We start from the raw sequence: 21,477 nt of genomic DNA on the forward strand, positions 1-21,477 counted from the left end.
TACTCATGGAACAGTGATTTGTCAATAGCCTATCGACACGGCGTTTCCAGATCCAGCGCCACCAGATCATGGTGCGGTACCTGCTTATCCTCCGGCGGCAGCTCCATATAATCGCCGAACGCCATTTTCAGGTATGCGTCATAGCCCTTCGGGATCGGCATCTGCAAGCCCTCAAACTCGTGATAGATCACCTCGTTGAACGCCTCCTGCGGATACTCATTCTTCATATATCCGGGGCCCGCGCAAAGTTCCGTGCTCTTTTTATGGGTGCGGAAACCGTAGCGGGTCATCTTTTTCTCGTGCTTTTGCCAGATTTTGGTGCGTCTTTCGCGTGAGGGTACCAGCTTCAACAGTACCGAGCTGACGAATTTGATCAGACCGCCGTGCTTACTGGGCACCACTTCGGTAATATACAGGCTGTACATCATCGCGTGATAGTATTGTAAATAGCGCTGCCATTTGCTGTCGGGGCATCCGTCCAGCGGAAAAACGTCCGTCACGATACCGTGCGGCACATCGATATCCTTCTGGTTCTCTTTGACCATCGTCGCCGAGGTATCGATCAACGTCGCGAAGCTGTTGCCGGTGAATACCTTGTCGCCGTCGGTTTTCAGCATCAGGAATCTCTCGTTGCTCTCATGCTGCTTCCAGAGCTTGAGCATCCGCTCATAATCTCTGCGCGGCATCATCACGTCGATATCATCATCCCACGGGATAAAGCCGTTGTGACGGATCGCGCCGATCACGCAGCCGCCGAGCAAAAAATAGGTCAACTCATGTTTTTTACAGAATTCATCGAAATACACCAGTGATTCGAGCTCCTTGAGCTGGAGCTTTCTGAGCGTATCTCTGTCTACATTAATGATCTCACTCATAATATTTCTTCTTTTTCATCGTCATAGATAACGGTGTTGTTCTTGACCGCCTCTTTGATTTCTTCGATCCTTCTCTGCGCGCTGCCGTCCAGACTGTGTTTCCAGAAGGGCAGCTTGATCAATCCGATCAGTGTTCCGATACCGTAGCTGATGTGCAGAACGGGGAAGAGCAGCGGTAAGATCAAAAACAGCGGATTGACGGTCTTTTTGATGACGAACGCGCCGACAGTGTTGACGAAGTTGAACATCGTATACATCGCCATGATAACCGCGAAAAATACCGGCTGGTTCAACAGCGCCCACAATAATAACGTGCCGACGATGCTCAGCAAAAAGACAAAGGGGATAAAGTGGAAGTAGCTCAGACATCCGGGACATACGCCCAGCGTCAGCCCGACCCAGTAGCCGTTGCCGTATTTCTGTTTGATCATTCGTGAAAAGGTGCTTCTGGTGTGCTGGAACGAGATGATCTCGGGGCAACAGCACATCTTGTAGCCCGCCTTGCGGATACGATAGTGCAGTTCATTGTCCTCGGTTCGACCCAGATCCTCGTTGAAGCCGCCGACTGTGGCGAATACCTCGCGCTTATACGCCGCGTGGAACAGGCTGTCGTGATATTCCTTTTGCGCGGCAGGTCTGCGGTAATCCGCTACCGACGAGCCGAACAGGCTTTCTTCAGCCGCCAACAGCGTTTTTGTCCACGGATTGGGGTTGGCGCAAATATTGGGACGACCGCCGCCGACGATGTTCTCGCCCTCCTGAATATTGAACACATTGCGGGAAACGAACTGGCGCGGGATCTTGGAGTGCGCGTCTACGCGGATGATGATATCGCCGGTTGCGTGTTCGATCGCGACATTCCACGCGCACGCCTGATTTTTACCGTTGGTCTTATAGATCTTCACATCATAAAAACCGTTGTCGGCGTTTTTAAACTCCTCCATCACATCATGCGTATGGTCGCTGGAGTCGGAGTCGATCATGATGACCTCGATCTTATTATGAGGGTAGTTCTGATCCTCAAAATCTCTGAGCAAGCCCTGCAGCGCTTCTTCTTCGTTCCGCGCGATCGTACATAGTGAAACTCTCATTATTCATTCTCCTCCAACGCCGCCTTTGTCATCCATTTCGCGCTCACGCACAGTGACTGCGTCATATAGGGGATGACATACAGCATAGGCAGAATCAACAGACACAGCAGTATCCACGGCGTAAAGCTGAAGATCAGCTTAGCGGCGCTGCCGGTTCTGTGCTTCATGATATATTTGTTGTATTGAAATACCTGTTTCGGTGAAAAGTCGGGATTATCGGCGCTGACGGTAAATACCGTAAAGTAGCGCAGGGAGTACAGCACCGTCGTGATCGTGGATAATACCGCCAGAATAAAGTAGCAATCGTAGTAGATAACGGTCTTGGCAAAGTTTGGCGCAAAGGCTGAAACGATGATGCCGTACGCGATCAGCGGAGAGAACAGGAGCAAAGTCGGCAACAGCATACGCAGGATAAAACGAACGTTGAGCCCGAGCGCGTCGATATAACGTCCTGATCCAAAGTAAAAGAATACGTCCTTTAAGTCGATCTTCTCGGTGTACGCCGCTTTATAAAAGGCGCGGATATAGCCGTTGATGATCGGTGAAAACAGGAATCCCATAATCACCTCTACCGGATAACCGATCGAATAGACGAGGATCATACTTGTCGTTTCATCCGTGACGAATTGAGGCACCAGACAGGAGATGATCGTTGTCGTGCCGTCAATGATGGCGTAAGGGATACAAATGATCAAAAGCGCCATGATCGCTCTCACATAATTTTGCTTTAGTATCCCGCGCGCCTGTGATTTGATGATTGCTTCAGCAGACATCGTTCATCATCCCTTAGTGTAAAGATTGTACATGCTTTCCAGACAGATCTGGGCATGCTGGAAGAATTTTTCAACATTGATACATTCGTTGGCGTTATGTATGTTGCTGACTTCTCCCTCGAATACGGGGCCGAACGCGACGCCCTTACCGCCGAGCTTACGCGCGTAAGTACCGCCGCCGGTCGTATAGAGCTTCGGCTTTTCGCCCATGACCGCCTCATAAGATTCGGAGAGGATGCGAACGATATCGGAATCCTCGCTCAAATACAGCGGCTTCAAGTGCGACAGCACCTTGACATGGATGCCTTCTCTCTGAGCCTGACGGGTGATCTTTTCGAGCACCTTTTCGCCGTCGGCAGTCACCGGATAACGGATATCCAGCGTGCAGGTCGCATAGCCCTCGTCGATGTGGACGGTGCCGACATTGACGGAAAGAGAACCGGATTCCTTATCTCTTTGTTTGATGCCCAGCATCACGCCGTCGGTGTCCAGACCGATGTAGTGGCTGATGAAAGAGGGGAGAGAGCCCATCGTAGGAAGCGCGAAATTGGAGGTCAGCAGATCGATCAGCGCCGTAGCGGCATTCAAGCCCTTTTCGGGATCCGCGGCATGAGCCGCCTGACCGCGTGACAGCACCATCATGCCGTCGATGGTGTAATAGAATTCGAAAGAACCTCTCTTCGCGTCGGCAAGACGCGCCAGCTGATGATCCTCGTTTTCGGTACAGTCGAGAAGCGCGTAGGCGGTATCGGGGACAGCGTTGGTCGCTTTGCCGGAGTGGAACTGGGTCAGCGTGGTGCCGTCATGGGTATCCGCGTACAGCTCTAATTGTAAAATACCCTTTTCACCAACACAAATACCATATTCCGAATCGGGAGTAAAGGAGAGCTCCGGCATCGGTTCGTACTCAAAGTACTTGTCCATGTCGGTCATGCCGCGTTCCTCGCTGGTGCCGAAGATGGCGCGCAGGGTGTTTTTACCGACAACGCCGTTATCCTTGAGTGCTTTCAGACAATACAGGTTGATCAGCGCGGCGCCCTTATCGTCGGCAACGCCGCGGCCGTACATATATCCGTTGTCTCCGATCGACAGCTCAAACGGCAGAGAGTCCCAGTTGTTGCCCTCGGGAACGACGTCCAGATGCGCCAGCACGCCGCAGAGCTTACCGCCTTCGCCCAACTCAGCGTGACCCGCCTCATTTTCGATGCTTTCCGCTTTCAGCCCGAAGCTGATCGCTTTCTTCATCATCCAGTCCAGCGCCTCTTTACAGCCGTCCTGGATACCGGTAACGGAATTGATGGCGATCAGTTCCGCCAGATCGGTGATGATCGCCTCTTTGTAGTCAAGTATTTTTTCGCCGAAACTCATAACATCCTCCTCATTTTCTTGGTGTTCTGTTTTATTCTGTATGTCCTGCGGAATTTTCGTTTAGCGCGAAAACCCTTGAAGATGATCAGGTAGATCGCCAGCGCGACGACAGCCGCGCCGGATATGATACAGCCTTCTTTCAGCAAAGGCGTGTGATAGACAAATTTGATCTCGCTGGTTTGACGTCCCGGTACACGCACCGCCATCAGACCGGCGTCGACCTCTTCAACCTCAGTCTTTTCTCCGTTGACATAGGCGGTCCAGCCTTCTTCATACGGAATACTGAAAAACAAAAGATTATCCATCCCTTGATTGTCAAACTGTGCTTCAAAGCCGTCTTTTGTGTAGCGGAACGAGGTACAGGAGTGCTCTCTGAGCTGTTCTGTATCCGCAAAATAGCTTGTTTCATCGTAAACAAAATCACCGGTGATGCTTTTGAAGCCTTCGTATTTGGGATAATGGACGTCCTGTGATTTGTTGGGATCATGCGAGAAGTTGAGGTTGAGGTACATCCCATCTGTATAGCCGGTGATATCCGCGTATTTTTCCATCTGATCCTGCGTCAGCACCATCGCCTTCAATAAGGCTAAATGGCGGACGTCTTTACTCAGATCATCATATTCCTCTTTAGTGATGAAACGGTCATAGGTGAAGCCCATCGGAACATAATGCTCGTTTTCGTAGGCGTCAAAGCCGTTTTCGGTTCTGAGGTAACGATAGCCGGGCATATGTGTGGAATACGCCGTAGCGGCAGCATCGGGATCATCCTCCTCGAACAGATACTTAACAGATAAAAGTCCCCTTAATCCGTAATGATCCGTTGAGGGGCGGGAGCCGACGTCACGCTGAACGCCGACATTATTATAGAAATTCATCAAAGACCCCGGTACGATGCTGTGGAAAGCCTGTATATTAGGTATTTGCCAGAACATTCCCATATTATCGGAGGTTTGATAGAAATCGGATCGCACCTCTTTGACGTCGTCGATCGTGATATCCTTACCGCCGTTGAGTGCGTAGTTGATCATGAATTCATCGTCACGATCGGCATAGCTGCGCGCCGACCACATATACATCGTGCTGTATGTCGCGACAAATAAGCTCAGCGCGATGACCGTGATCCGAAAGAACCACTTGCGTTTCTTTTGATAGCAAAAAGCGATGAGCAGCGTCAGAGCCAGACCGCATATCGCAGCGATGACGAATACCCAGAAGCGTTTAGGAGATTCCGCAATGCCGATATGGAAGGATTTGATGGGCTTGTCCGTTTCATCGGGCATTAAGCCGATCAACGCCGTTATGACAAGTGTGATGACAGCGGTCGGAATGAACCCGCGTTTGAATTCATATATGTTGAAGTTATCGAGCGACTGAACAGTGACCAGTACCATCAACAGCGTCAGCATATAGAACCATCGCGCGTAATAATTGTTGTTCAGGAACTGGAAGGTACTGTTGAGGATCGGGATCCCCGCCATGATCAGCAGAATGATGATCATCCTGCGGAAGAAGCCGCGCTTCTTGAGCCGCAGATGCGCGATCACGTAGGTCATGGAGAACATCGGGATGTACGCGGCGACGGATGACCATTTCGCACCCGCTGACGGCGTGAAGTTGTTTTTTGCCGGCACATCACCGGGGAAGAACAGACTGACCAGTATCTGGACGTATCGTTGCCCCTTTGGGTATACGACCGCGTCCCAACCGTACAGGAATTCCGCGACACGATAGTTACCCGTAATGGCGGCGACCGACGGCAGGAGCAGGATCATCGACATCGCGAATCCCGCGACACATTCAAAAGCGAGCGCGAAGAATTCACGGAAATGAAAGCGATAGGATTTTGAGATCAGTTTGACAACATAGTAGATGATGACAAAGACGACCTGTCCGAAAAAGAAGTAGTAGTTGACCAATGCGGCGGCACATACCGCCAGCGCCACGACGCCTTTCCGCTTTGTCGCGTGAAATTCATCCAACGCCGCTAATAGCAGCGGAAAGATGATGATCGCTTCATGAAAATGGAAGAAAAAGATATTATAGACGGAAAATCCGGAAAACGCGTATAGTACGCCGCCGATGACCGCGAATTTCTTATGCCGTACATATCTGCGTATGTAGATGTAGGCGGATAACGACGCGAAGCCCAGCTTCAGCATCAACAGCGGTCCGATACAGTAGGGGACCCACGCAGAGGGCAGCAGAACGGTCAGCCAGAAAAACGGAGATCCCAGTACATAAAAACTGTAGCTGCCGATGAAATTAGCGCCCAGATCGGTCAAGTGGCTCCATCCCATCTCACCGTTTTGGATGGAATCATGAGCCAGTTGATAGAAAGGGATCTGCTGGACATTAAAATCACCGTAGTATAAAAAGTATCCCTGATCATAGATCATGACAGGAACAATCAGGACAGCAGAGAGGAGAAACGCCCATAAAAAGGCATATAACGAATATGGTTGTTTATCGTGATCGATGCGATTCAAAACCATTTCTGTTCCTCCTGTGAAAAGTCTTTACGAGCGTAGGAAAATGTGTTAAAATGTTCTTAACACGGAAGGCGCAGCAAGAATACGCACCTTAACTAATGTATTATAACACATAATATGATAAAATGCACTAAAAATTTTAAGTTTTTTGTCAAATTAAAGGAGATTGGTCAATGAATCGTTTTTACGCTATGATATCACGGATGAAATATATCGACCGCTGGGGATTGATGAATAATACAAAAACCGAGAATATTTCCGAGCACAGCCTCGAAACCGCGATCCTCGCGCACGCGCTGGTCACGATCGCGAATACTCGTCTGCATGAGGAGCTTGACGCTGATAAGGCGGCTGTGATCGCGTTGTTCCACGACGCGAGCGAGATCGTCACCGGCGATATGCCCACGCCGATCAAGTACTATAACCCCGATATCAAGAACGCGTACAAAACGGTCGAAAAGGTAGCGGAGGAGCGCTTGATCAGTATGCTGCCGGATGATTTGAAAGAAATCTACCGTCCGCTGATCTCCAATGATGACGCTGTTTTGGAGCGGTATGTCAAGGCGGCGGATAAACTTTCCGCCCTGATCAAATGTATCGAAGAAGTCCGCATGGGGAATAATGAATTCCTGAAAGCAAAGGAAGCTACCGAAGCGGCGATCGAAAAGATGGAGCTGCCCGCGTTAAAGATATTTATGGAAGAGTGTATCCCGGCATATTATCTGACGCTGGATGAGCTGGGTTGATTGAAAACGGTCATTACGAAGGGCAAACAAGTGTGTTTATGCTGTGGTAATCTCGACCGAAATAACAGCGAACTATATGAATCACTGTGCTTTTCCGAACGCTTGAATACTTGTATTGAAGAAGTAGATTTAGTATATGTTCATATCCCGTTGCGCTAATATACGCCATAACTTGTAAAAAAAGTATGAATTTCGACATATATTCTTTTATAGAAAATTAAATAATTCTTTTTGAGTATAATATAAGAATGATTTATAATGTAAGAGTTTGTCCGCTTACATAGATTTTATGACGAAAGGCGGTATCTTATATGGCTAAATATGATGACGATTATGTAGATATTTCATCATCTGATGACATGGATAAGATATACGACGATAGAGAAAGGCGAGAACCGGCTCCCCGTAAGCCGAAAAAGAATAAAGGTCTCGGACGCAGGATATTTGTTCTGGTGCTGTCCTTGATCATGCTTCTGGTCGGTTCCGGATTGGTTTATTACTACAAGGTTCTGGATTCGATGCACTTCAAAGAATTAGAACCCGCTGAGGCTCCCGCCGCTACCACTGTCACCACCGAAACGACTGTTTCCGTCGCTAACGGCGGCAACACATTGCTTTCGAGTGATAATGTTTTGAATATCCTGCTTTTCGGTCAGGATTCTCCCGCGACCGAAGAGGATCACGGACGCAGTGATACCACGATCCTGCTCTCGATCGATAACGTTCACAAGAAGCTGAAGCTGACTTCCTTCCAGCGTGATACCTACGTCAGCATTCCCGGTCACGGTGAAAACAAGATCAACTCCGCTTTCACCTTCGGCGGCGAGAGATTGTCGATCGATACGATTGAAACCAACTTCGGTATCAAGGTCGATAAGTACGCGACGGTTGACTTTTCTTCATTCAGAGAAATCATCGAGGCGCTCGGCGGCGTCGATATCGAGTTGACGCTTGAGGAGATCAAGTATATCAACGCGCAGATCGACGTCAACGATCAGACCGACGTTACCTCGTTCTTAAAGTATGACGAGACCAAAGAAAAGCAGATGGTTCATCTCGACGGCTATCAGGCGCTGTGGTACGCACGAGATCGCGGCGAGGAGAGCTTGGGCGGTAACCCCGAATACAGCTTCTCCGGCGACGACTGGGATCGTACCTCGCGTCAGCGCAACCTGATCCAAACGATCGTCAAGAGCCTGCGTGAGAACGCTTCTTTGACCGAACTGGTATCTATTGCGAATAAGATCGGTCCTCTGGTCACCACAAACCTGAAGAAAGGCGATATCACCTTCCTTGTATCCAACATGATGACTTATATCAAATATGATATGGAGGAGCTTTCATTGCCGACTCAGGGTAAATGGGGATACGGCACGACGCCCGACGGTCAGAGTGTTATAGCGATCCATGACTGGGACGGTGTTCGTAAGGACGTTGCGAAGTTCATTTATGAGGATTCTGTATCCGGTGGATCTTCCTCCGCTTCCTCTTCTTCCGCTGCGGCGACTACCGCGCCGACCGCTAATTCTGTTGCTCAATATTAATGTTGATCGCGGAAACCAGCTTCGGTTTCCGCGATCTTAATATGTAATGAAAATCGGTATTGATGGTTTTTTGAGGGTTTTATGAATAACAAAAAGAAAGAATTAATCCGCACGATCAAATTTGTGCTGTTCTCCGCGTCGGCGGGAATCATCCAGATCGTCAGCTTTACACTGCTGACCGAGTTTTCGGGGCTCAGCTACTGGCCGTGTTATTTGATCTCATTGGTGCTGTCGGTGCTCTATAACTTTACGATCAATCGTAAATTCACCTTCCATTCGGCGGCGAACGTCCCGATCGCAATGCTCAAGGTCTTTATCTACTATTTGATCTTCACACCGCTCTCCACGATCGGAGGAAATTTTCTGGTCGAGACATTGGGCTGGAATGATTACTTGGTCGAGATTCTCAGCATGCTGCTGAACTTTATCACCGAATTCCTGTTTACCCGATTTGTTGTATACGGCAAGCAGGTGGACAATGACAAGAAGTACATCGAAAAAGAAGCGCAGCGCGCGAAGAAGAAGCTTGAGCAGAATCACGAGGAACTGAATAAACAGGCATAAAACAAGGCTGTCACATCAAATGTGTGACAGCCTTTCTGTTATGTTGAAAAAGCAGTATTCGTAGCTGCTTTCATAGGCTCCTTTTGGTAAAAGGAGCTGTCCCCGAATGGGGACTGAGGAATTGCATAATTGATCAACCGAAGGGAGAAACTAAATAATTTATGATGCGGCTCAGTCGATCCTTTCGAATCTTCTCATTTTCTTTCCGTCTCTTTCGATGATCTCCTGGAACATTTTGTAGGGGCGCACCCACAGATCGTGCTCGCCGTACAGCGCGCGGTAGATGACCATCTGTTCCGTCGTTTCACTGTCCTTGGCAAAGTCGACCACTTCGTATTCGTTGCCCTTGAAATGTCTGTATCGTCCCTTGACGATCTCCTCGGGCACTAACTCGGGTTCTTCGGGAGCAGGCTGAGCGGTCGATTCCTCAACAGCAGGTAGAGTTACATCGCACTCGTCGTCCGAAAAATCGATCTGAAAAGAACCGTCGTTCGCGACAAGGATCATCGAGCTCATCGGCGGTACGCTGATCTCACACCAGCCGTTGCAGCTGTATTGCTGATTGCCGTTGAGCACATCGGTCAGAACGCCGTTGAAGTCTGTGTTGACGCCGATGCTGCGCGGTTCATTGCTCTGGTTGAGCATGATATAGACCTTCTGATTGTCGGTCTTCATCGAAAAGCACATATGCTCAAGCTGGATCTGTTCATTCTTATACTTGCCATACTGCAGCGCTTCCAGACTGTGTCTGATCTTGCCGAGCTTGCAGATGTGCTCAAACAGCGCGTAATCGGGATTCTCCAACGCGTTCAGATTCAGTTCTCTTCTCAAATCATCATCGGAATGACGCTGCTTTTTGCCCTCCATGCCGAACTCACTGCCGTAATAGACCGAGGGAACACCCGGCATTGCGTAGAGCATGGTGTATACATTTTTCTGTAACGCTTTATCGCGGATGATACTCGCCAGTCGTGTGACGTCGTGATTATCCGCGAAGTTGTACATGTAGATGTTCTTGTACATACCCCAGTCGCCGCACTGACGATCGACGGAATGAGCGAACTCAAAATAGTTGCGGTCGTTGTGACTGGAGAACAATCCCTTGTAGATCTCGTAGTTGGTGACGGAATCAAGCGTTTCCGCGTTCGCCAGACGGTTGTAATCGCCGCCGACGATCTCGCCGAACATCCAGAAATCAGGCTTTTTCTCTTTTGTAACGCCGCGCAGACGCTTGAAGAAGTTCACGTCCATGACATTGGCGGCGTCCAGGCGCAGACCGTCGATATCGAATTCGTCGATCCAGTAGCGCACCGCGTCAAACAAATAGTTCAGCACATCCTCGTTTTGCAGATTAAGCTTGACAAGATCATAGAATCCCGCCCAGCCCTCATAGCTGAAATGATCGCCGTAGGGGCTCTGCTGATCAAAACGGATATTCTGGAACCATGAGGTATAGGGGGAGCCCATGCCTTTTTCCTGAATATCTTTAAAGGCAAAGAAATCGCGTCCGACATGGTTGAACACGCCGTCGAGGATCACGCGGATCCCGTTTTGATGCAGGGTGTCGCAGATCTTTTTGAAGCTCTCGTTATCGCCCAGACGGCTGTCGATCTTTCTGTAATCGATCGTATCATAGCCGTGACGGGTGCTCTCAAATACCGGGTTGAACAAAATGCAGTTTACGCCCATCTTTTTGAAATGGGGGATAAAGTCATAGATCTTGTCCAGTCGGTAGTTCAGCTGAAAATCATTCTCCTTCGGTGCTCCGCAGAAGCCGATCGGGTAGATATTATAGATGACGGTGTTATGAATCCAGTGCATACATGATACCTCCTTTGTTTGCACAAATTCACTTTGAAGTATAGCATTTTTTCGTATAAAGTCAAATTATTGTTGTATTAATCGTCGGTTTGTGCTAATATAAAGAGCGTGATGATCAATAAATTACATGATTGAGGTGCAATGATGGCGAAATATTTCGATAAAGACGAGATCAAGGAGTCAAGCTCCGAAAAGAAAATCCGCATATTTTTAGCTGTGATGTATTTTCTTTTGGTGCTGACGGAAGTATGGATGCCGTTGATGTACGGCCCTGTGAATGACGAGGGACAGTATTCCATCCTCACCGCGGTCAATCTCCTGATACAGCCCAACGGTTACGGCAGTGCCGGTCAGGTGATGAGCGCGATCTACGGCGCGATTCTGGTCATCCTGCCGATCGTATCGTTCTTCTTCTTCCTTTTGGATAAAAAATCCAAGAAAAAGTATGTCATCAGCTATATCACCTGTATCCTCAGCGCCGTTGTGATCTGCTTCGGCCCCGGCTCCTCGATCGCTTACGGCGGCATCATCAGCCTGATCCTGATCCTCGTGATCATGTTCATGACGACGCAGGGCTTCCAGGCGACCCGCATGAGAGAAAGAGCCGACGCGGAAGAGAAAACCGAATAACTTCTTATCGCACGATCCCGCGCATATACTGTCATGGTGATGGTTATGCGCGGTAAGTTTTTGCGGATCTTACTTCTCTTGATAGTAGTACTCAGTCTTTCGTCCTGTGTCAAAAGTATTCAGCGACCCGCGGATGAATTGAAGATGTATACATGGAGCGGTTCTTTTGAGCACGGAGCGGAGGTAACACTGTCCTTTACACAGACCGAAGGATATCTCGAGATCGAGAATGATGACAGCTCTCTTTCTATCGGCGGATTATGTATGCTGACGGATGACGAGCTGTTGATTTTTGACGAAAACAGCGGCATGAACTACTCCTTTGGTTATCGTCTGTACGGCGATAGGGTAGAGCTGAACCGCGACGGCAGTGTGCTGACGCTGAAAAAAGACGAATCCGATTGAATTATTTAAACTGATTATCAAGGATTAGTATTATAATTCTTTTACGCTATTGTAAAATGAAGTCGGATTTGCTATAGTAGTGTGGCGTGAAAAAGACGAATAAAAGAAGGGTCTAATAAAATGAAATTTGTAAAAAATCTGTTTTCCGCCGTGCTGGCGGGCATCATGATCTCGTTCGGCGGGGCGGTATATCTGGCGTGTGTCGCGGCGGAAAAAGCACAGCTCGGCGCGATCATGTTCTCACTGGGACTGTCGGTGATCCTGATCATGGGCTTTTTGCTGTTCACCGGCAAAACCGCCTATCTGCTCGAGAATAAGCCGTCCTACATCCCGTATCTGTGCACGATCTGGCTGGGCAATCTCCTCGGCTGTATGCTGATGGGAACGCTCGTCATGTTCGCAAAACCAAATCTCGCCGAAACCGCCAAGACGATCTGCGATAACAAGCTCACGCAGTCGTGGTGGCAGACGATCATTTTGGGCGCGTTATGCGGCATCCTCGTGTATATCGCGGTGGATTATTTCAGGAGCGATAAGGATAAGAAGTCACTTCCCAAGTATATTTTGGTATTTACCTGTGTACCTGCTTTCGTCCTGTGCGGCTTTGAACACAGCGTAGCGGACATGTTCTATTTTGCCGCGTCATCCGCCTATTCACTGTATTCGGTACAGGGTATCGTATACATCCTCTTGGTATCGCTCGGCAACCTGATCGGCGCGGTGGCGTTCCACATGGTGAAAAAAGCGGTATCAGCTAAATAATTGCATAAATATCATGGTTGAAAAAGTCGCAGTTTGGTGCGACTTTTTTCATTTTATTATTGCTATAACGGTGTAATTGTGTTATAATAAACTGTCAAATTATGCACATTCAGGCTCCCTTTCTTAAGAGAGCCGTTGCTGAGGTTCTGAGCGGTTGATATTGATGTCGATCCTCAGTGATTTCAACCGATCAAAGAAGGAGCTGAGCTTTTGATCATCCTCGGTATCGATCCCGGCTACGCGATCGTCGGGTGGGGCGTAATCGAATACAAAGGCACCTCGCACCGTCCCGTCGCGTTCGGCGCGATCACGACCGAAGCGCATACGGATTTCAATCAGCGCCTTGAGCAGATCTATAACGATACCGTCGAGCTGATCGGGCACGCAAAGCCCGACGCGATGTCGATCGAAAAGCTCTATTTCAACACGAATACCACGACCGCGATCCAGGTCGCGCAGGCACGCGGCGTGATCCTGTTAGCCGCTCAACAAGCGCGCATCCCGGTGTATGAATACACACCCTTGCAGGTCAAAACCGCTGTGACCGGTTACGGCAGAGCGCTCAAACCGCAGGTGATGGAGATGACCCGCAGGCTCCTGCATCTCAAAGAAGTGCCCAAGCCCGATGATACCGCCGACGCTTTGGCGATCGCGATCACACATACGCAGGCGGCGGGTACGAATCTGCGCGATACGATGATGAAACGAGGGATCAAGTAATGATATATTCCGTCAGAGGCAACCTGATATTGATGGACGCCGGATTCGCCGTAGTGGAATGCGGCGGCGTCGGTTATCGGGTGCAGACCTCGATCACCACGCAAAAACAGCTCAAGCTGAATACCGAGACCATGCTCTATACCTACATGAACGTCCGCGAGGATGCGATGGAGCTGTTCGGCTTTGCCACGAAGGGCGAGTTATCCACCTTCAAGATGCTGATCGGCATCACCGGCGTCGGCCCCAAGGTGGCGCTGGCGATCCTGTCCGATCTGACAAGCGAGCAGATCGCGATGTGCGTATCCTCCGGTGACAGCAAGACCCTGACCCGCGCTAACGGCGTAGGACCGAAGCTCGCACAGCGTATCGTGCTGGAGCTCAAGGATAAGATCAAAGGCGTGACCGATACAGCCGGCTTTGACGTCGGCAAGGGCAGTGTGATCGTGGATACCGGCAACGTGCCCAAGGCGGTCGCGGCGCTCGCCGTGCTGGGTTATTCCGCCGCTGACGTCACCCCGATCCTCTCCAAGCTCGACCCGACCATGCCGGTAGAAGCGATGATCGCGGCGACCTTGAAGCAAATGGCATAATATCACTTGTGTAGGGGAGGGGCTTTGAGGAGTTGTCCAAATCTTTGATTTGGTTTACAACTCTCATGCAACAGCGCTCCAAGAACAGGCAAAGCCTGTGATTGGTTAAGCGCCACTGTACTCCTCCCGAAAGGAACTGTATAATGGATTATAATACCGATTTTGAGATGGATTTTGAGGATCGTATCATGGATACCTCCGAGATCCCATCCGACACGATCGACTCCGATAACCCTCTGCGACCCAAAACGCTGGAGGATTATATCGGTCAGGATAAAGCAAAAGAGAATCTTAGGATATTTATCGAAGCGGCAAAAAAGCGCGGCGAATCACTCGACCACGTGCTGTTGTACGGCCCTCCCGGACTGGGTAAAACGACGCTCTCGGGTATCATCGCCAATGAAATGGGTGTGAATATCCGCATCACCTCGGGCCCCGCGATCGAAAAGCCCGGTGATCTGGCGGCGCTGCTCACTAACCTGAACCCCGGCGACGTGCTGTTCATCGATGAGATCCACCGACTGTCACGATCCGTTGAAGAGATCCTCTATCCGTCGATGGAGGACTTCGCGATCGATATCATCACCGGTAAAGGTCAAATGGCGGCTTCCTATCATCTGCCGCTGCCGAAGTTCACCTTGGTCGGCGCGACGACAAGGGCGGGTCAGCTGACTGCTCCTTTGCGCGACCGCTTCGGCGTTGTACTGCGTTTGGAGATGTACACACCCGAAGAACTGGCGCAGATCATCACCCGTTCCGCGGGTATTCTGGACATCAAGATCGATGAAGAAGGCGCTTTGGAGCTCGCTTCCCGATCCCGCGGCACACCTCGAATCGCCAACCGCCTGTTGAAGCGTGTGCGTGATTTCTCCGAGGTCATCTCCGACGGCGTGATCACCCTTGAAGTGGCGCAGACAGCGCTTGATCGCTTAGAGATCGACGAACTGGGTCTGGATCAGAATGACAGACGTATGCTCGAGGCGATGATCAAGTATTATCGCGGCGGCCCTGTCGGACTGGAAACACTGGCGGCGGCGATCGGCGAAGAGGCTGTGACCATCGAGGACGTCTATGAACCCTATCTGATGCAGATCGGCTTTTTATCCCGCACACCGCGAGGACGCTGTGTCACCGCGGCGGCATATGAGCACCTCGGCTACAAAGTCCCCGCCAATACCGCGGCGGCGCAAGGCAGCCTGTTTGACTAAAGATCGTCATTGCGAAGTCCTTGACATGCGTGGACACGCGTGGACACACGTGTCAGGACTGTGGCAATCTCAACCGATTTCATAAAAGAGAGAAACCAACATGCGAAAAACAACCTATTGGAGCGATTATGAGCTCATCGATTCCTCCCGCGGAGAACGTCTGGAGCGCTGGGGCGACGTCATCCTGATCCGTCCCGATCCGCAGGTCATCTGGAATACCGAGCGCAAAAATCCGCTCTGGCATAACGCCCACGCGCGCTACATCCGCTCGAATACCGGCGGCGGTAAGTGGCAAATGTTCAAAAAAGTACCCGCCTCGTGGCAGGTAAAATACCGTGATCTTGTTTTCAACGTCAAGCCGATGGGCTTCAAGCATACCGGTGTGTTTCCGGAGCAGGCGGCTAACTGGGATCTCGCGGCGGATATCATCCGCAGATCCGACCGTCAGCTGAATATCCTCAACCTGTTCGGCTATACCGGCTGCGCGACCATCGCCTGTCTGAAAGCCGGCGCGAAGGTCTGTCATGTCGACGCGGCAAAGGGCATGGTCAACTGGGCAAAGGAGAACGCGATCTCCTCCGGCGTTGCCGATCGACCGGTTCGCTGGATCGTGGATGACTGCGCGAAGTTCGTCGCGCGTGAGATCCGCCGCGGCCATCATTACGACGGTATCATCATGGATCCTCCGTCCTACGGACGCGGTCCGAACGGCGAGGTCTGGAAGCTCGAAGAACGTATCTACGAGTTCGTTGAGCTGTGCTCCGGTGTGATCGCCGACAACGCGGAATTTGTGATTTTGAATTCTTACACCACGGGATTATCTCCCTCGGTGATGGAATATTTATTGGGGACAGTCGTACAAAGCCGATTCGGCGGCGCCGTTTCATCCGATGAGATCGGACTGGACGTTACCGAATCAGGACTGACCCTGCCTTGCGGTTCCACCGCGATATGGCGCAGGTGATTTGATATTGCTTCAAATGAGCCTGCGAGTGATTTGGAGAGTATATGGATTATATTTCTGTACAAAACGTTACATTTCAATATGAATCGCAGAACGAATCGGGTACCGTGATCAAAGATCCCGTCCTTAACGATATCAGCTTTGATATTAAGAAGGGCGAGTTCGTCGCGATATTAGGACATAACGGTTCCGGTAAAAGCACGGTGGCAAAGCATCTTAACGCCATGCTGCTGCCCGCGTCCGGAAAAGTGTTCATCGACGGACTGGATACCTCCGATGAAAAGGTCACCTATGATATCCGACGCAAGGTCGGTCTGGTACTGCAAAACCCCGACAATCAGCTTGTCGCGAGTATTGTAGAGGAGGACGTTGCCTTCGGTCCCGAGAACCTCGGCGTTCCCTCCGATGAGATCCGCAAGCGGGTCGATGACGCGCTCAAAGCTGTCGACATGTATGATTGTCGTCTCAACGCGCCGCATAAGCTCAGCGGCGGACAGAAGCAGCGTGTCGCTATCGCCGGTATCATCGCGATGAAGCCCGATTGTATCGTGCTGGATGAACCGACTGCGATGCTCGATCCCAAGGGACGACAGGAAGTGCTCGACACGATCATCAAACTCAACCGTGAGAACGGTATCACGATCGTGATGATCACGCATTATATGGAAGAGGCGGTGCTTGCCGATCGGGTCTATGTGGTCGATAACGGCAGGATGCTTACATCAGGCACACCCCGGGAGGTTTTCTCTCAGGTGGAGTTGCTCAAAAAGCACCGGCTGGATGTCCCGCAGGCGACCGAGCTGTGCCATAAGCTGCGCGCCTGCGGCGTCGAGATCAACGAACTGCCCCTGACCGAGGAAGAATGTACCTCGATGCTCAAGGAGGTGCTTCGATGAGTTTACTCAGCGTGAAAGACGCTTCCTTTATCTATTCACAGAAAACGCCGTTTCAGCATACGGCTGTTGATCATGTCAGCTTTGATGTGGAGCAGGGTGATTTTATCGGCATTATCGGTCATACCGGTTCCGGCAAATCCACACTGGTGCAGATGCTCAATGGCTTGTTAAAGCCCACATCGGGTTCCGTCATACTGGACGGGATCGACATTTGGGATAAGCCCAAGGAGATCAGAAAGATCCGATTCCGGGTCGGACTGGTGTTCCAGTATCCCGAGTATCAGCTGTTTGAAGAAACCGTAGAAAAAGATATATCCTTCGGCCCGATGAATATGGGGCTGAGTGAAAATGAGATCAAAGAGCGTGTGCTCAGTGCCGCTCAGTTTGTCGGATTGGATACAGAGCTGCTCCAAAAATCTCCGTTCGATCTTTCCGGCGGCGAAAAGCGCCGTGCCGCGATCGCGGGCGTCATCGCGATGGATCCCGATATCCTGATCCTCGACGAGCCCTGCGCGGGACTGGATCCCTTGGGCAGAGATGTTTTGCTCACCCAGATCTATCGTTATCACCAACAGCGCGGCAATACCGTCCTGCTCGTATCCCATTCGATGGAGGACGTCGCGGCGGTATGTGACAAGGCGCTTGTGATGGATCATTCTCATCTGCAGATGATCGATTCCTGCGAACGTGTCTTTTCACAAGGAGATCGTTTGGCTGAGATGGGACTGCGTATCCCGCAGATCACCTCGATCGTCGATTCTCTGATAGACGCGGGATATCCCCTGCAAAAAGGTACGCTGACGGTTGAAAAAGCCGTCCACGATATCACAGAGTATCTGAAAAAGGAGGGTCGTCTATGAGAGATATTACCCTCGGACAGTACTTTCCCGCGGATTCTGTGATCCATCGACTGGATCCCCGCGTCAAGATCCTCAGCCTGATCGCCTACATCATACTGGTTTTCTGTACGTTTAATTATGTTTCGTTGGCGCTGATGGCGGCGGTCGTGTTGATGATCGTGATACTGTCAAAGGTGCCGCTGAAAATGTATTTGAAGAGCCTGAAGGTGATCATCGTCATCGTGATCATCACGTCGCTCTTGAATCTGTTCTACGGAACAGGTGAGCCGATCTTTCAATGGGGCTTTATCAAGGTCACATGGGCGGGTATCCATAACGCGGTATTCGTCTGCGTGCGCATCGTATGTCTGATCCTGTGCAGCTCCGTGCTGACCTTCACCACTTCTCCGACGGATCTGACCGACGCGCTTGAGCGGCTGATGAAGCCGCTGACGATCTTCCATGTCAAGGTGCATGAGATCGCGATGATGATGACCATCGCGCTGCGTTTTGTGCCTACCTTATTGGAGGAGACCGACAAGATCATGGCGGCGCAGAAGGCGAGAGGCGCCGATATGGAGAGCGGTAATCTGATCACACGCGTCAAGGCGCTGGTACCGATCCTGGTTCCGCTGTTTGTCTCCGCGTTCCGACGCGCGTATGAATTGGCGGTCGCGATGGAATGTCGCTGCTACCGCGGCGGTGAGGGACGTACCCGCATGAAACAACTCCACCTCGCGACACGTGATTACCTGAGCATCGTGTTCACGCTGCTGGTGATCGCGGGAGTCGTATTACTGAATGTATTTGTCAATATTACTGTATGAGAAACTTACTGTTAACGCTGACTTACTGCGGTAAGGATCTGCATGGCTGGCAGATCCAGGACAACGCGCTTACCGTACAGGAGGTCTTTCAGGAGGCGCTGTATCAGATCATTCATGAGCGCCCGGATATCAAGGGCTGTTCACGAACCGACAGCGGCGTCCACGCCAATATGTACTGCGTTTCGATGAAAATCGCGCATCCGATCACCGAGGATCACCTGATGATGGCGATGAACCGTTATCTTCCCGATGACGTTGCCGTCACCGATGTGCGGCAGGTGCCCGATGATTTCCATGCCCGCTATTCCTGCAAGGGCAAGGAGTATGTCTATAAGGTGTGGAACAGCCGTGTGCGCAATCCGTTTTTGCAGGATCTGGCGCTTCATTATCGATATGAAATGGATGTGGAAGAGCTTGATCGCGAGGCGCAGGCGTTTGTCGGCACGCATGATTTTACTTCCTTCTGCACCTTGGATAAGCGTGAAAAAGGAGATTTTACCCGCACGGTAAAGTATTTTTATATCCAACGAGAAGGCGAGCTGGTGACCTTTACGGTCGCGGCAGACGGTTTTCTCTATAATATGGTTCGCATCATGGTCGGTACGCTGCTCGCGATGAACAACGGTAGGATCGAATTCGGCACGCTTCCTCAGATCATCGAGGGAGAAAGCCGTAAGCTCGCCGGTCCGACAGCGCCGTCCTGCGGATTGTATCTGAACAAAGTATTTTATGAGTGATATCAGTCAATAATAAACCTGGATTGGGTGACAATATGGATGAAAAAGGAAGACGCTTTGCGGATGATGAAAAGATCATCAAGTTCAAAGATCCTGAGCATGAATCAGAGGTCGAAGATAACGCAAAGCTTGAACAGGATAAGCGTTTAAAAGATAAAAACGCGAAAAAGCTGAAAAGGCTTTTGAAAAAACAAAAACGGAAAGAGCTTCGCGCTCGTAAAAAGTTCCCGGATGAGGATGAGATCGAGGAGAAACTGCCTGCACAGGATACTCCTCAGGAGGAACCGGAAGAAGAGAAAGTTCCGGACAATCATCCCGAAGAGGAATCTGCCGTGGATGAAAAACCGGCTATAGAGAAGGAACCGATACACGACGTAGAGGGCGTGCCGGACGAAGAGTACGAAGAGGAAGAAGAGGAGGAAGAAGAACTCCCCGAAAAGAGACCCGCTTTCGGTCACGCGAAACAGGAAGCGCCCTCCGGCAAGAAAAAGCTGCCGGTCAAAAGGATCGTTGTGGTTTCTATTATCGTTGTGATCCTTTTCGCGGTCGTGTTCGCGGTATTCAACGCCGATAAATTCTCTTTCCACAACATCTCCAACTTCTTCAAGTATGGCGTGTTCAATCAACAGAGCGAAGAAAAATTCCCTCTTGATATCAAGGGAGAACGCGTCAACGCCGGCAACTTTGATGTGATCGGACAGGATATCTGTTATGCGTCTGACACCAAGACGAAGCTGCTCAACAATTACGGAAGATCTCTTTTCAGCGAACAGCACGCTTTCATCAACCCCGTGCTGACGGTCTGTGATAAAGGCGCTTTGGTATATAATCTGGGCGGAACCGGCTATCAGCTGATCAACAAAGAGGGGAAAACCTTTAGCTTTGAAGCAAAGGATAACCTCTTAACGGCGGATTATATCGATAACGGCTACTATGCGCTGGTGACCCAGAGCAGCGGATATTTATCGAAGCTTTATGTGTATAATGAAAAGGATGAGCAGATCTTTGCTTACTCGTTCGCTGATTATTATGTCACCTCCGTTACACTGAATTCAAGCGGGACAAAGGCCGTCGTAGCGGGATTGTCCGCACTGAACGGCTCCGAGATATCGGCGCTTTATGTACTTGATTTCACACAGGAGAAGCCGCTGATGATCCAGGAGGTTAATAACGATATCATCTATCAGGTAAAGTACCTGAATGATAAATACGCCTGTGCTGTCGGGCGTAACGCCTCTTATGTATTGAACACCGGTAAAGACGGTGGCTTGCAGACCAATTCCTATGAGGGTCGCTCCCTGACGGCGTTTGATATCAACGACGATACCAATACCTATACGGTGTCTCTGTCCAGCTCCGGCGACGGCAGAAATTGTGATATCCTTTCATATACCGCCTCCGGTGAAGAATCCAAGTCTTTCTCAGTCGACAAAAAGATCATTAATCTTTCTACATATAAAGGCAGGGTCGCGCTGCTGACAGGCGACTCGGTCATGCTGTATTCCAAGGACGGTAAAGCATATTCCGAAAAAGAGCTGAATTCGGATCCGCATTCCGTTATCATGTATACATCATCCGACGTATATGTCCTGTGTACGGGATATATCGACGCTGTTTCAATGTGAGGT

The 21,477-nt window shown here is 50.3% G+C and carries 21 protein-coding genes; 15 read left to right on the plus strand and 6 right to left on the minus strand.

The features are described 5' to 3' along the window. Window positions 1-29: 29 nt before the first annotated feature. The 5 genes from JKK62_RS00525 to JKK62_RS00545 are packed head-to-tail and all read right to left on the minus strand — an operon-like array spanning window position 30 to window position 6,599. Window positions 30-875: a LicD family protein gene (locus tag JKK62_RS00525; RefSeq protein ID WP_186833610.1), complete on the minus strand. Its 846-nt coding sequence runs from the start codon at window positions 873-875 to the stop codon at window positions 30-32. Continuing rightward, complete coding sequence (locus tag JKK62_RS00530; RefSeq protein WP_186833611.1) at window positions 872-1,966, minus strand: glycosyltransferase family 2 protein; 1,095 nt, start codon at window positions 1,964-1,966, stop codon at window positions 872-874. The genes JKK62_RS00525 and JKK62_RS00530 overlap by 4 nt, the downstream gene beginning before the upstream one ends. Further along, entirely contained in the window at window positions 1,966-2,739 is a 774-nt protein-coding gene (locus JKK62_RS00535) for a DUF975 family protein (protein WP_186833612.1), read from the minus strand. Before JKK62_RS00535 ends, JKK62_RS00530 begins: the two co-directional genes overlap by 1 nt. Window positions 2,740-2,745: 6 nt before the next feature. Continuing rightward, the gene (locus JKK62_RS00540; protein ID WP_186833613.1) at window positions 2,746-4,107 is read right to left on the minus strand and encodes a Sapep family Mn(2+)-dependent dipeptidase; all 1,362 of its coding nucleotides are present in this window, start codon (window positions 4,105-4,107) and stop codon (window positions 2,746-2,748) included. Continuing rightward, window positions 4,104-6,599 carry a YfhO family protein gene (locus JKK62_RS00545; RefSeq protein ID WP_186833614.1) on the minus strand — a complete coding sequence of 832 codons (2,496 nt, stop codon included), beginning with the start codon at window positions 6,597-6,599 and terminating at the stop codon, window positions 4,104-4,106. Before JKK62_RS00545 ends, JKK62_RS00540 begins: the two co-directional genes overlap by 4 nt. A gap of 170 nt (window positions 6,600-6,769) precedes the next feature. On the opposite strand from JKK62_RS00545, the gene yfbR reads away from it, so the two are divergent. From yfbR to JKK62_RS00560, 3 genes are all read left to right on the plus strand, one after another. Further along, window positions 6,770-7,342 (plus strand): 5'-deoxynucleotidase, encoded by a 573-nt coding sequence (gene yfbR / locus JKK62_RS00550; RefSeq protein WP_186833615.1) that lies wholly within the window; start codon window positions 6,770-6,772, stop codon window positions 7,340-7,342. 311 nt (window positions 7,343-7,653) lie between these two features. Next, window positions 7,654-8,886 carry an LCP family protein gene (locus JKK62_RS00555; protein WP_186833616.1) on the plus strand — a complete coding sequence of 411 codons (1,233 nt, stop codon included), beginning with the start codon at window positions 7,654-7,656 and terminating at the stop codon, window positions 8,884-8,886. Window positions 8,887-8,967: 81 nt separating this feature from the next. Beyond that, complete coding sequence (locus JKK62_RS00560) at window positions 8,968-9,450, plus strand: GtrA family protein (protein WP_186833617.1); 483 nt, start codon at window positions 8,968-8,970, stop codon at window positions 9,448-9,450. 171 nt (window positions 9,451-9,621) lie between these two features. On the opposite strand, the gene JKK62_RS00565 is transcribed toward JKK62_RS00560, so the two are convergent. Beyond that, window positions 9,622-11,271, minus strand: a complete 1,650-nt coding sequence (locus JKK62_RS00565; protein WP_186833618.1) for a DUF1653 domain-containing protein — start codon at window positions 11,269-11,271, stop codon at window positions 9,622-9,624. Window positions 11,272-11,415: 144 nt separating this feature from the next. Here JKK62_RS00565 and JKK62_RS00570 point away from each other — a divergent pair, with 144 nt between their 5' ends. From JKK62_RS00570 to JKK62_RS00625, 12 genes are all read left to right on the plus strand, one after another. Next, window positions 11,416-11,901 (plus strand): hypothetical protein, encoded by a 486-nt coding sequence (locus JKK62_RS00570; protein WP_186833619.1) that lies wholly within the window; start codon window positions 11,416-11,418, stop codon window positions 11,899-11,901. Window positions 11,902-12,045: 144 nt separating this feature from the next. Continuing rightward, complete coding sequence (locus JKK62_RS00575; protein ID WP_201426513.1) at window positions 12,046-12,306, plus strand: hypothetical protein; 261 nt, start codon at window positions 12,046-12,048, stop codon at window positions 12,304-12,306. Between the two features lie 120 nt (window positions 12,307-12,426). Continuing rightward, a complete protein-coding gene (locus JKK62_RS00580; RefSeq protein ID WP_186833621.1) occupies window positions 12,427-13,068 on the plus strand; it encodes a formate/nitrite transporter family protein in 642 nt (213 codons plus the stop codon). A 210-nt stretch (window positions 13,069-13,278) separates the two neighbouring features. Next, window positions 13,279-13,788, plus strand: coding sequence for a crossover junction endodeoxyribonuclease RuvC (gene ruvC, locus JKK62_RS00585; protein ID WP_186833622.1), 510 nt, complete (start codon window positions 13,279-13,281; stop codon window positions 13,786-13,788). Continuing rightward, window positions 13,788-14,378, plus strand: coding sequence for a Holliday junction branch migration protein RuvA (gene ruvA / locus JKK62_RS00590; RefSeq protein WP_186833623.1), 591 nt, complete (start codon window positions 13,788-13,790; stop codon window positions 14,376-14,378). Before ruvC ends, ruvA begins: the two co-directional genes overlap by 1 nt. A gap of 188 nt (window positions 14,379-14,566) precedes the next feature. After that, on the plus strand, window positions 14,567-15,586 hold the full coding sequence (gene ruvB, locus JKK62_RS00595) for a Holliday junction branch migration DNA helicase RuvB (protein ID WP_405357134.1): 1,020 nt from the start codon (window positions 14,567-14,569) through the stop codon (window positions 15,584-15,586). 100 nt (window positions 15,587-15,686) lie between these two features. Continuing rightward, window positions 15,687-16,550 carry a class I SAM-dependent methyltransferase gene (locus tag JKK62_RS00600; protein WP_186833625.1) on the plus strand — a complete coding sequence of 288 codons (864 nt, stop codon included), beginning with the start codon at window positions 15,687-15,689 and terminating at the stop codon, window positions 16,548-16,550. A gap of 44 nt (window positions 16,551-16,594) precedes the next feature. Continuing rightward, window positions 16,595-17,446, plus strand: a complete 852-nt coding sequence (locus JKK62_RS00605) for an energy-coupling factor transporter ATPase (protein WP_186833626.1) — start codon at window positions 16,595-16,597, stop codon at window positions 17,444-17,446. Then, the gene (locus JKK62_RS00610; protein WP_186833627.1) at window positions 17,443-18,306 is read left to right on the plus strand and encodes an energy-coupling factor transporter ATPase; all 864 of its coding nucleotides are present in this window, start codon (window positions 17,443-17,445) and stop codon (window positions 18,304-18,306) included. Before JKK62_RS00605 ends, JKK62_RS00610 begins: the two co-directional genes overlap by 4 nt. Further along, window positions 18,303-19,112 carry an energy-coupling factor transporter transmembrane component T family protein gene (locus JKK62_RS00615; protein ID WP_186833628.1) on the plus strand — a complete coding sequence of 270 codons (810 nt, stop codon included), beginning with the start codon at window positions 18,303-18,305 and terminating at the stop codon, window positions 19,110-19,112. Before JKK62_RS00610 ends, JKK62_RS00615 begins: the two co-directional genes overlap by 4 nt. Further along, window positions 19,109-19,849, plus strand: coding sequence for a tRNA pseudouridine(38-40) synthase TruA (gene truA, locus JKK62_RS00620; RefSeq protein WP_186833629.1), 741 nt, complete (start codon window positions 19,109-19,111; stop codon window positions 19,847-19,849). The genes JKK62_RS00615 and truA overlap by 4 nt, the downstream gene beginning before the upstream one ends. A 35-nt stretch (window positions 19,850-19,884) precedes the next feature. Next, complete coding sequence (locus JKK62_RS00625) at window positions 19,885-21,474, plus strand: DUF5711 family protein (protein WP_186833630.1); 1,590 nt, start codon at window positions 19,885-19,887, stop codon at window positions 21,472-21,474. Window positions 21,475-21,477 lie beyond the last annotated feature (3 nt).

The organism is Ruminococcus difficilis, assembly GCF_016680995.1.

Coding starts and splice junctions, on each gene's coding strand:
- JKK62_RS00525 (WP_186833610.1), bottom strand. CDS start 875: ATGAGTGAGATCATTAATGTAGACAGAGATACGCTCAGAAAGCTCCAG.
- JKK62_RS00530 (WP_186833611.1), bottom strand. CDS start 1,966: ATGAGAGTTTCACTATGTACGATCGCGCGGAACGAAGAAGAAGCGCTG.
- JKK62_RS00535 (WP_186833612.1), bottom strand. CDS start 2,739: ATGTCTGCTGAAGCAATCATCAAATCACAGGCGCGCGGGATACTAAAG.
- JKK62_RS00540 (WP_186833613.1), bottom strand. CDS start 4,107: ATGAGTTTCGGCGAAAAAATACTTGACTACAAAGAGGCGATCATCACC.
- JKK62_RS00545 (WP_186833614.1), bottom strand. CDS start 6,599: ATGGTTTTGAATCGCATCGATCACGATAAACAACCATATTCGTTATAT.
- yfbR (WP_186833615.1), top strand. CDS start 6,770: ATGAATCGTTTTTACGCTATGATATCACGGATGAAATATATCGACCGC.
- JKK62_RS00555 (WP_186833616.1), top strand. CDS start 7,654: ATGGCTAAATATGATGACGATTATGTAGATATTTCATCATCTGATGAC.
- JKK62_RS00560 (WP_186833617.1), top strand. CDS start 8,968: ATGAATAACAAAAAGAAAGAATTAATCCGCACGATCAAATTTGTGCTG.
- JKK62_RS00565 (WP_186833618.1), bottom strand. CDS start 11,271: ATGCACTGGATTCATAACACCGTCATCTATAATATCTACCCGATCGGC.
- JKK62_RS00570 (WP_186833619.1), top strand. CDS start 11,416: ATGGCGAAATATTTCGATAAAGACGAGATCAAGGAGTCAAGCTCCGAA.
- JKK62_RS00575 (WP_201426513.1), top strand. CDS start 12,046: ATGTATACATGGAGCGGTTCTTTTGAGCACGGAGCGGAGGTAACACTG.
- JKK62_RS00580 (WP_186833621.1), top strand. CDS start 12,427: ATGAAATTTGTAAAAAATCTGTTTTCCGCCGTGCTGGCGGGCATCATG.
- ruvA (WP_186833623.1), top strand. CDS start 13,788: ATGATATATTCCGTCAGAGGCAACCTGATATTGATGGACGCCGGATTC.
- ruvB (WP_405357134.1), top strand. CDS start 14,567: ATGGATACCTCCGAGATCCCATCCGACACGATCGACTCCGATAACCCT.
- JKK62_RS00600 (WP_186833625.1), top strand. CDS start 15,687: ATGCGAAAAACAACCTATTGGAGCGATTATGAGCTCATCGATTCCTCC.
- JKK62_RS00605 (WP_186833626.1), top strand. CDS start 16,595: ATGGATTATATTTCTGTACAAAACGTTACATTTCAATATGAATCGCAG.
- JKK62_RS00610 (WP_186833627.1), top strand. CDS start 17,443: ATGAGTTTACTCAGCGTGAAAGACGCTTCCTTTATCTATTCACAGAAA.
- JKK62_RS00615 (WP_186833628.1), top strand. CDS start 18,303: ATGAGAGATATTACCCTCGGACAGTACTTTCCCGCGGATTCTGTGATC.
- truA (WP_186833629.1), top strand. CDS start 19,109: ATGAGAAACTTACTGTTAACGCTGACTTACTGCGGTAAGGATCTGCAT.
- JKK62_RS00625 (WP_186833630.1), top strand. CDS start 19,885: ATGGATGAAAAAGGAAGACGCTTTGCGGATGATGAAAAGATCATCAAG.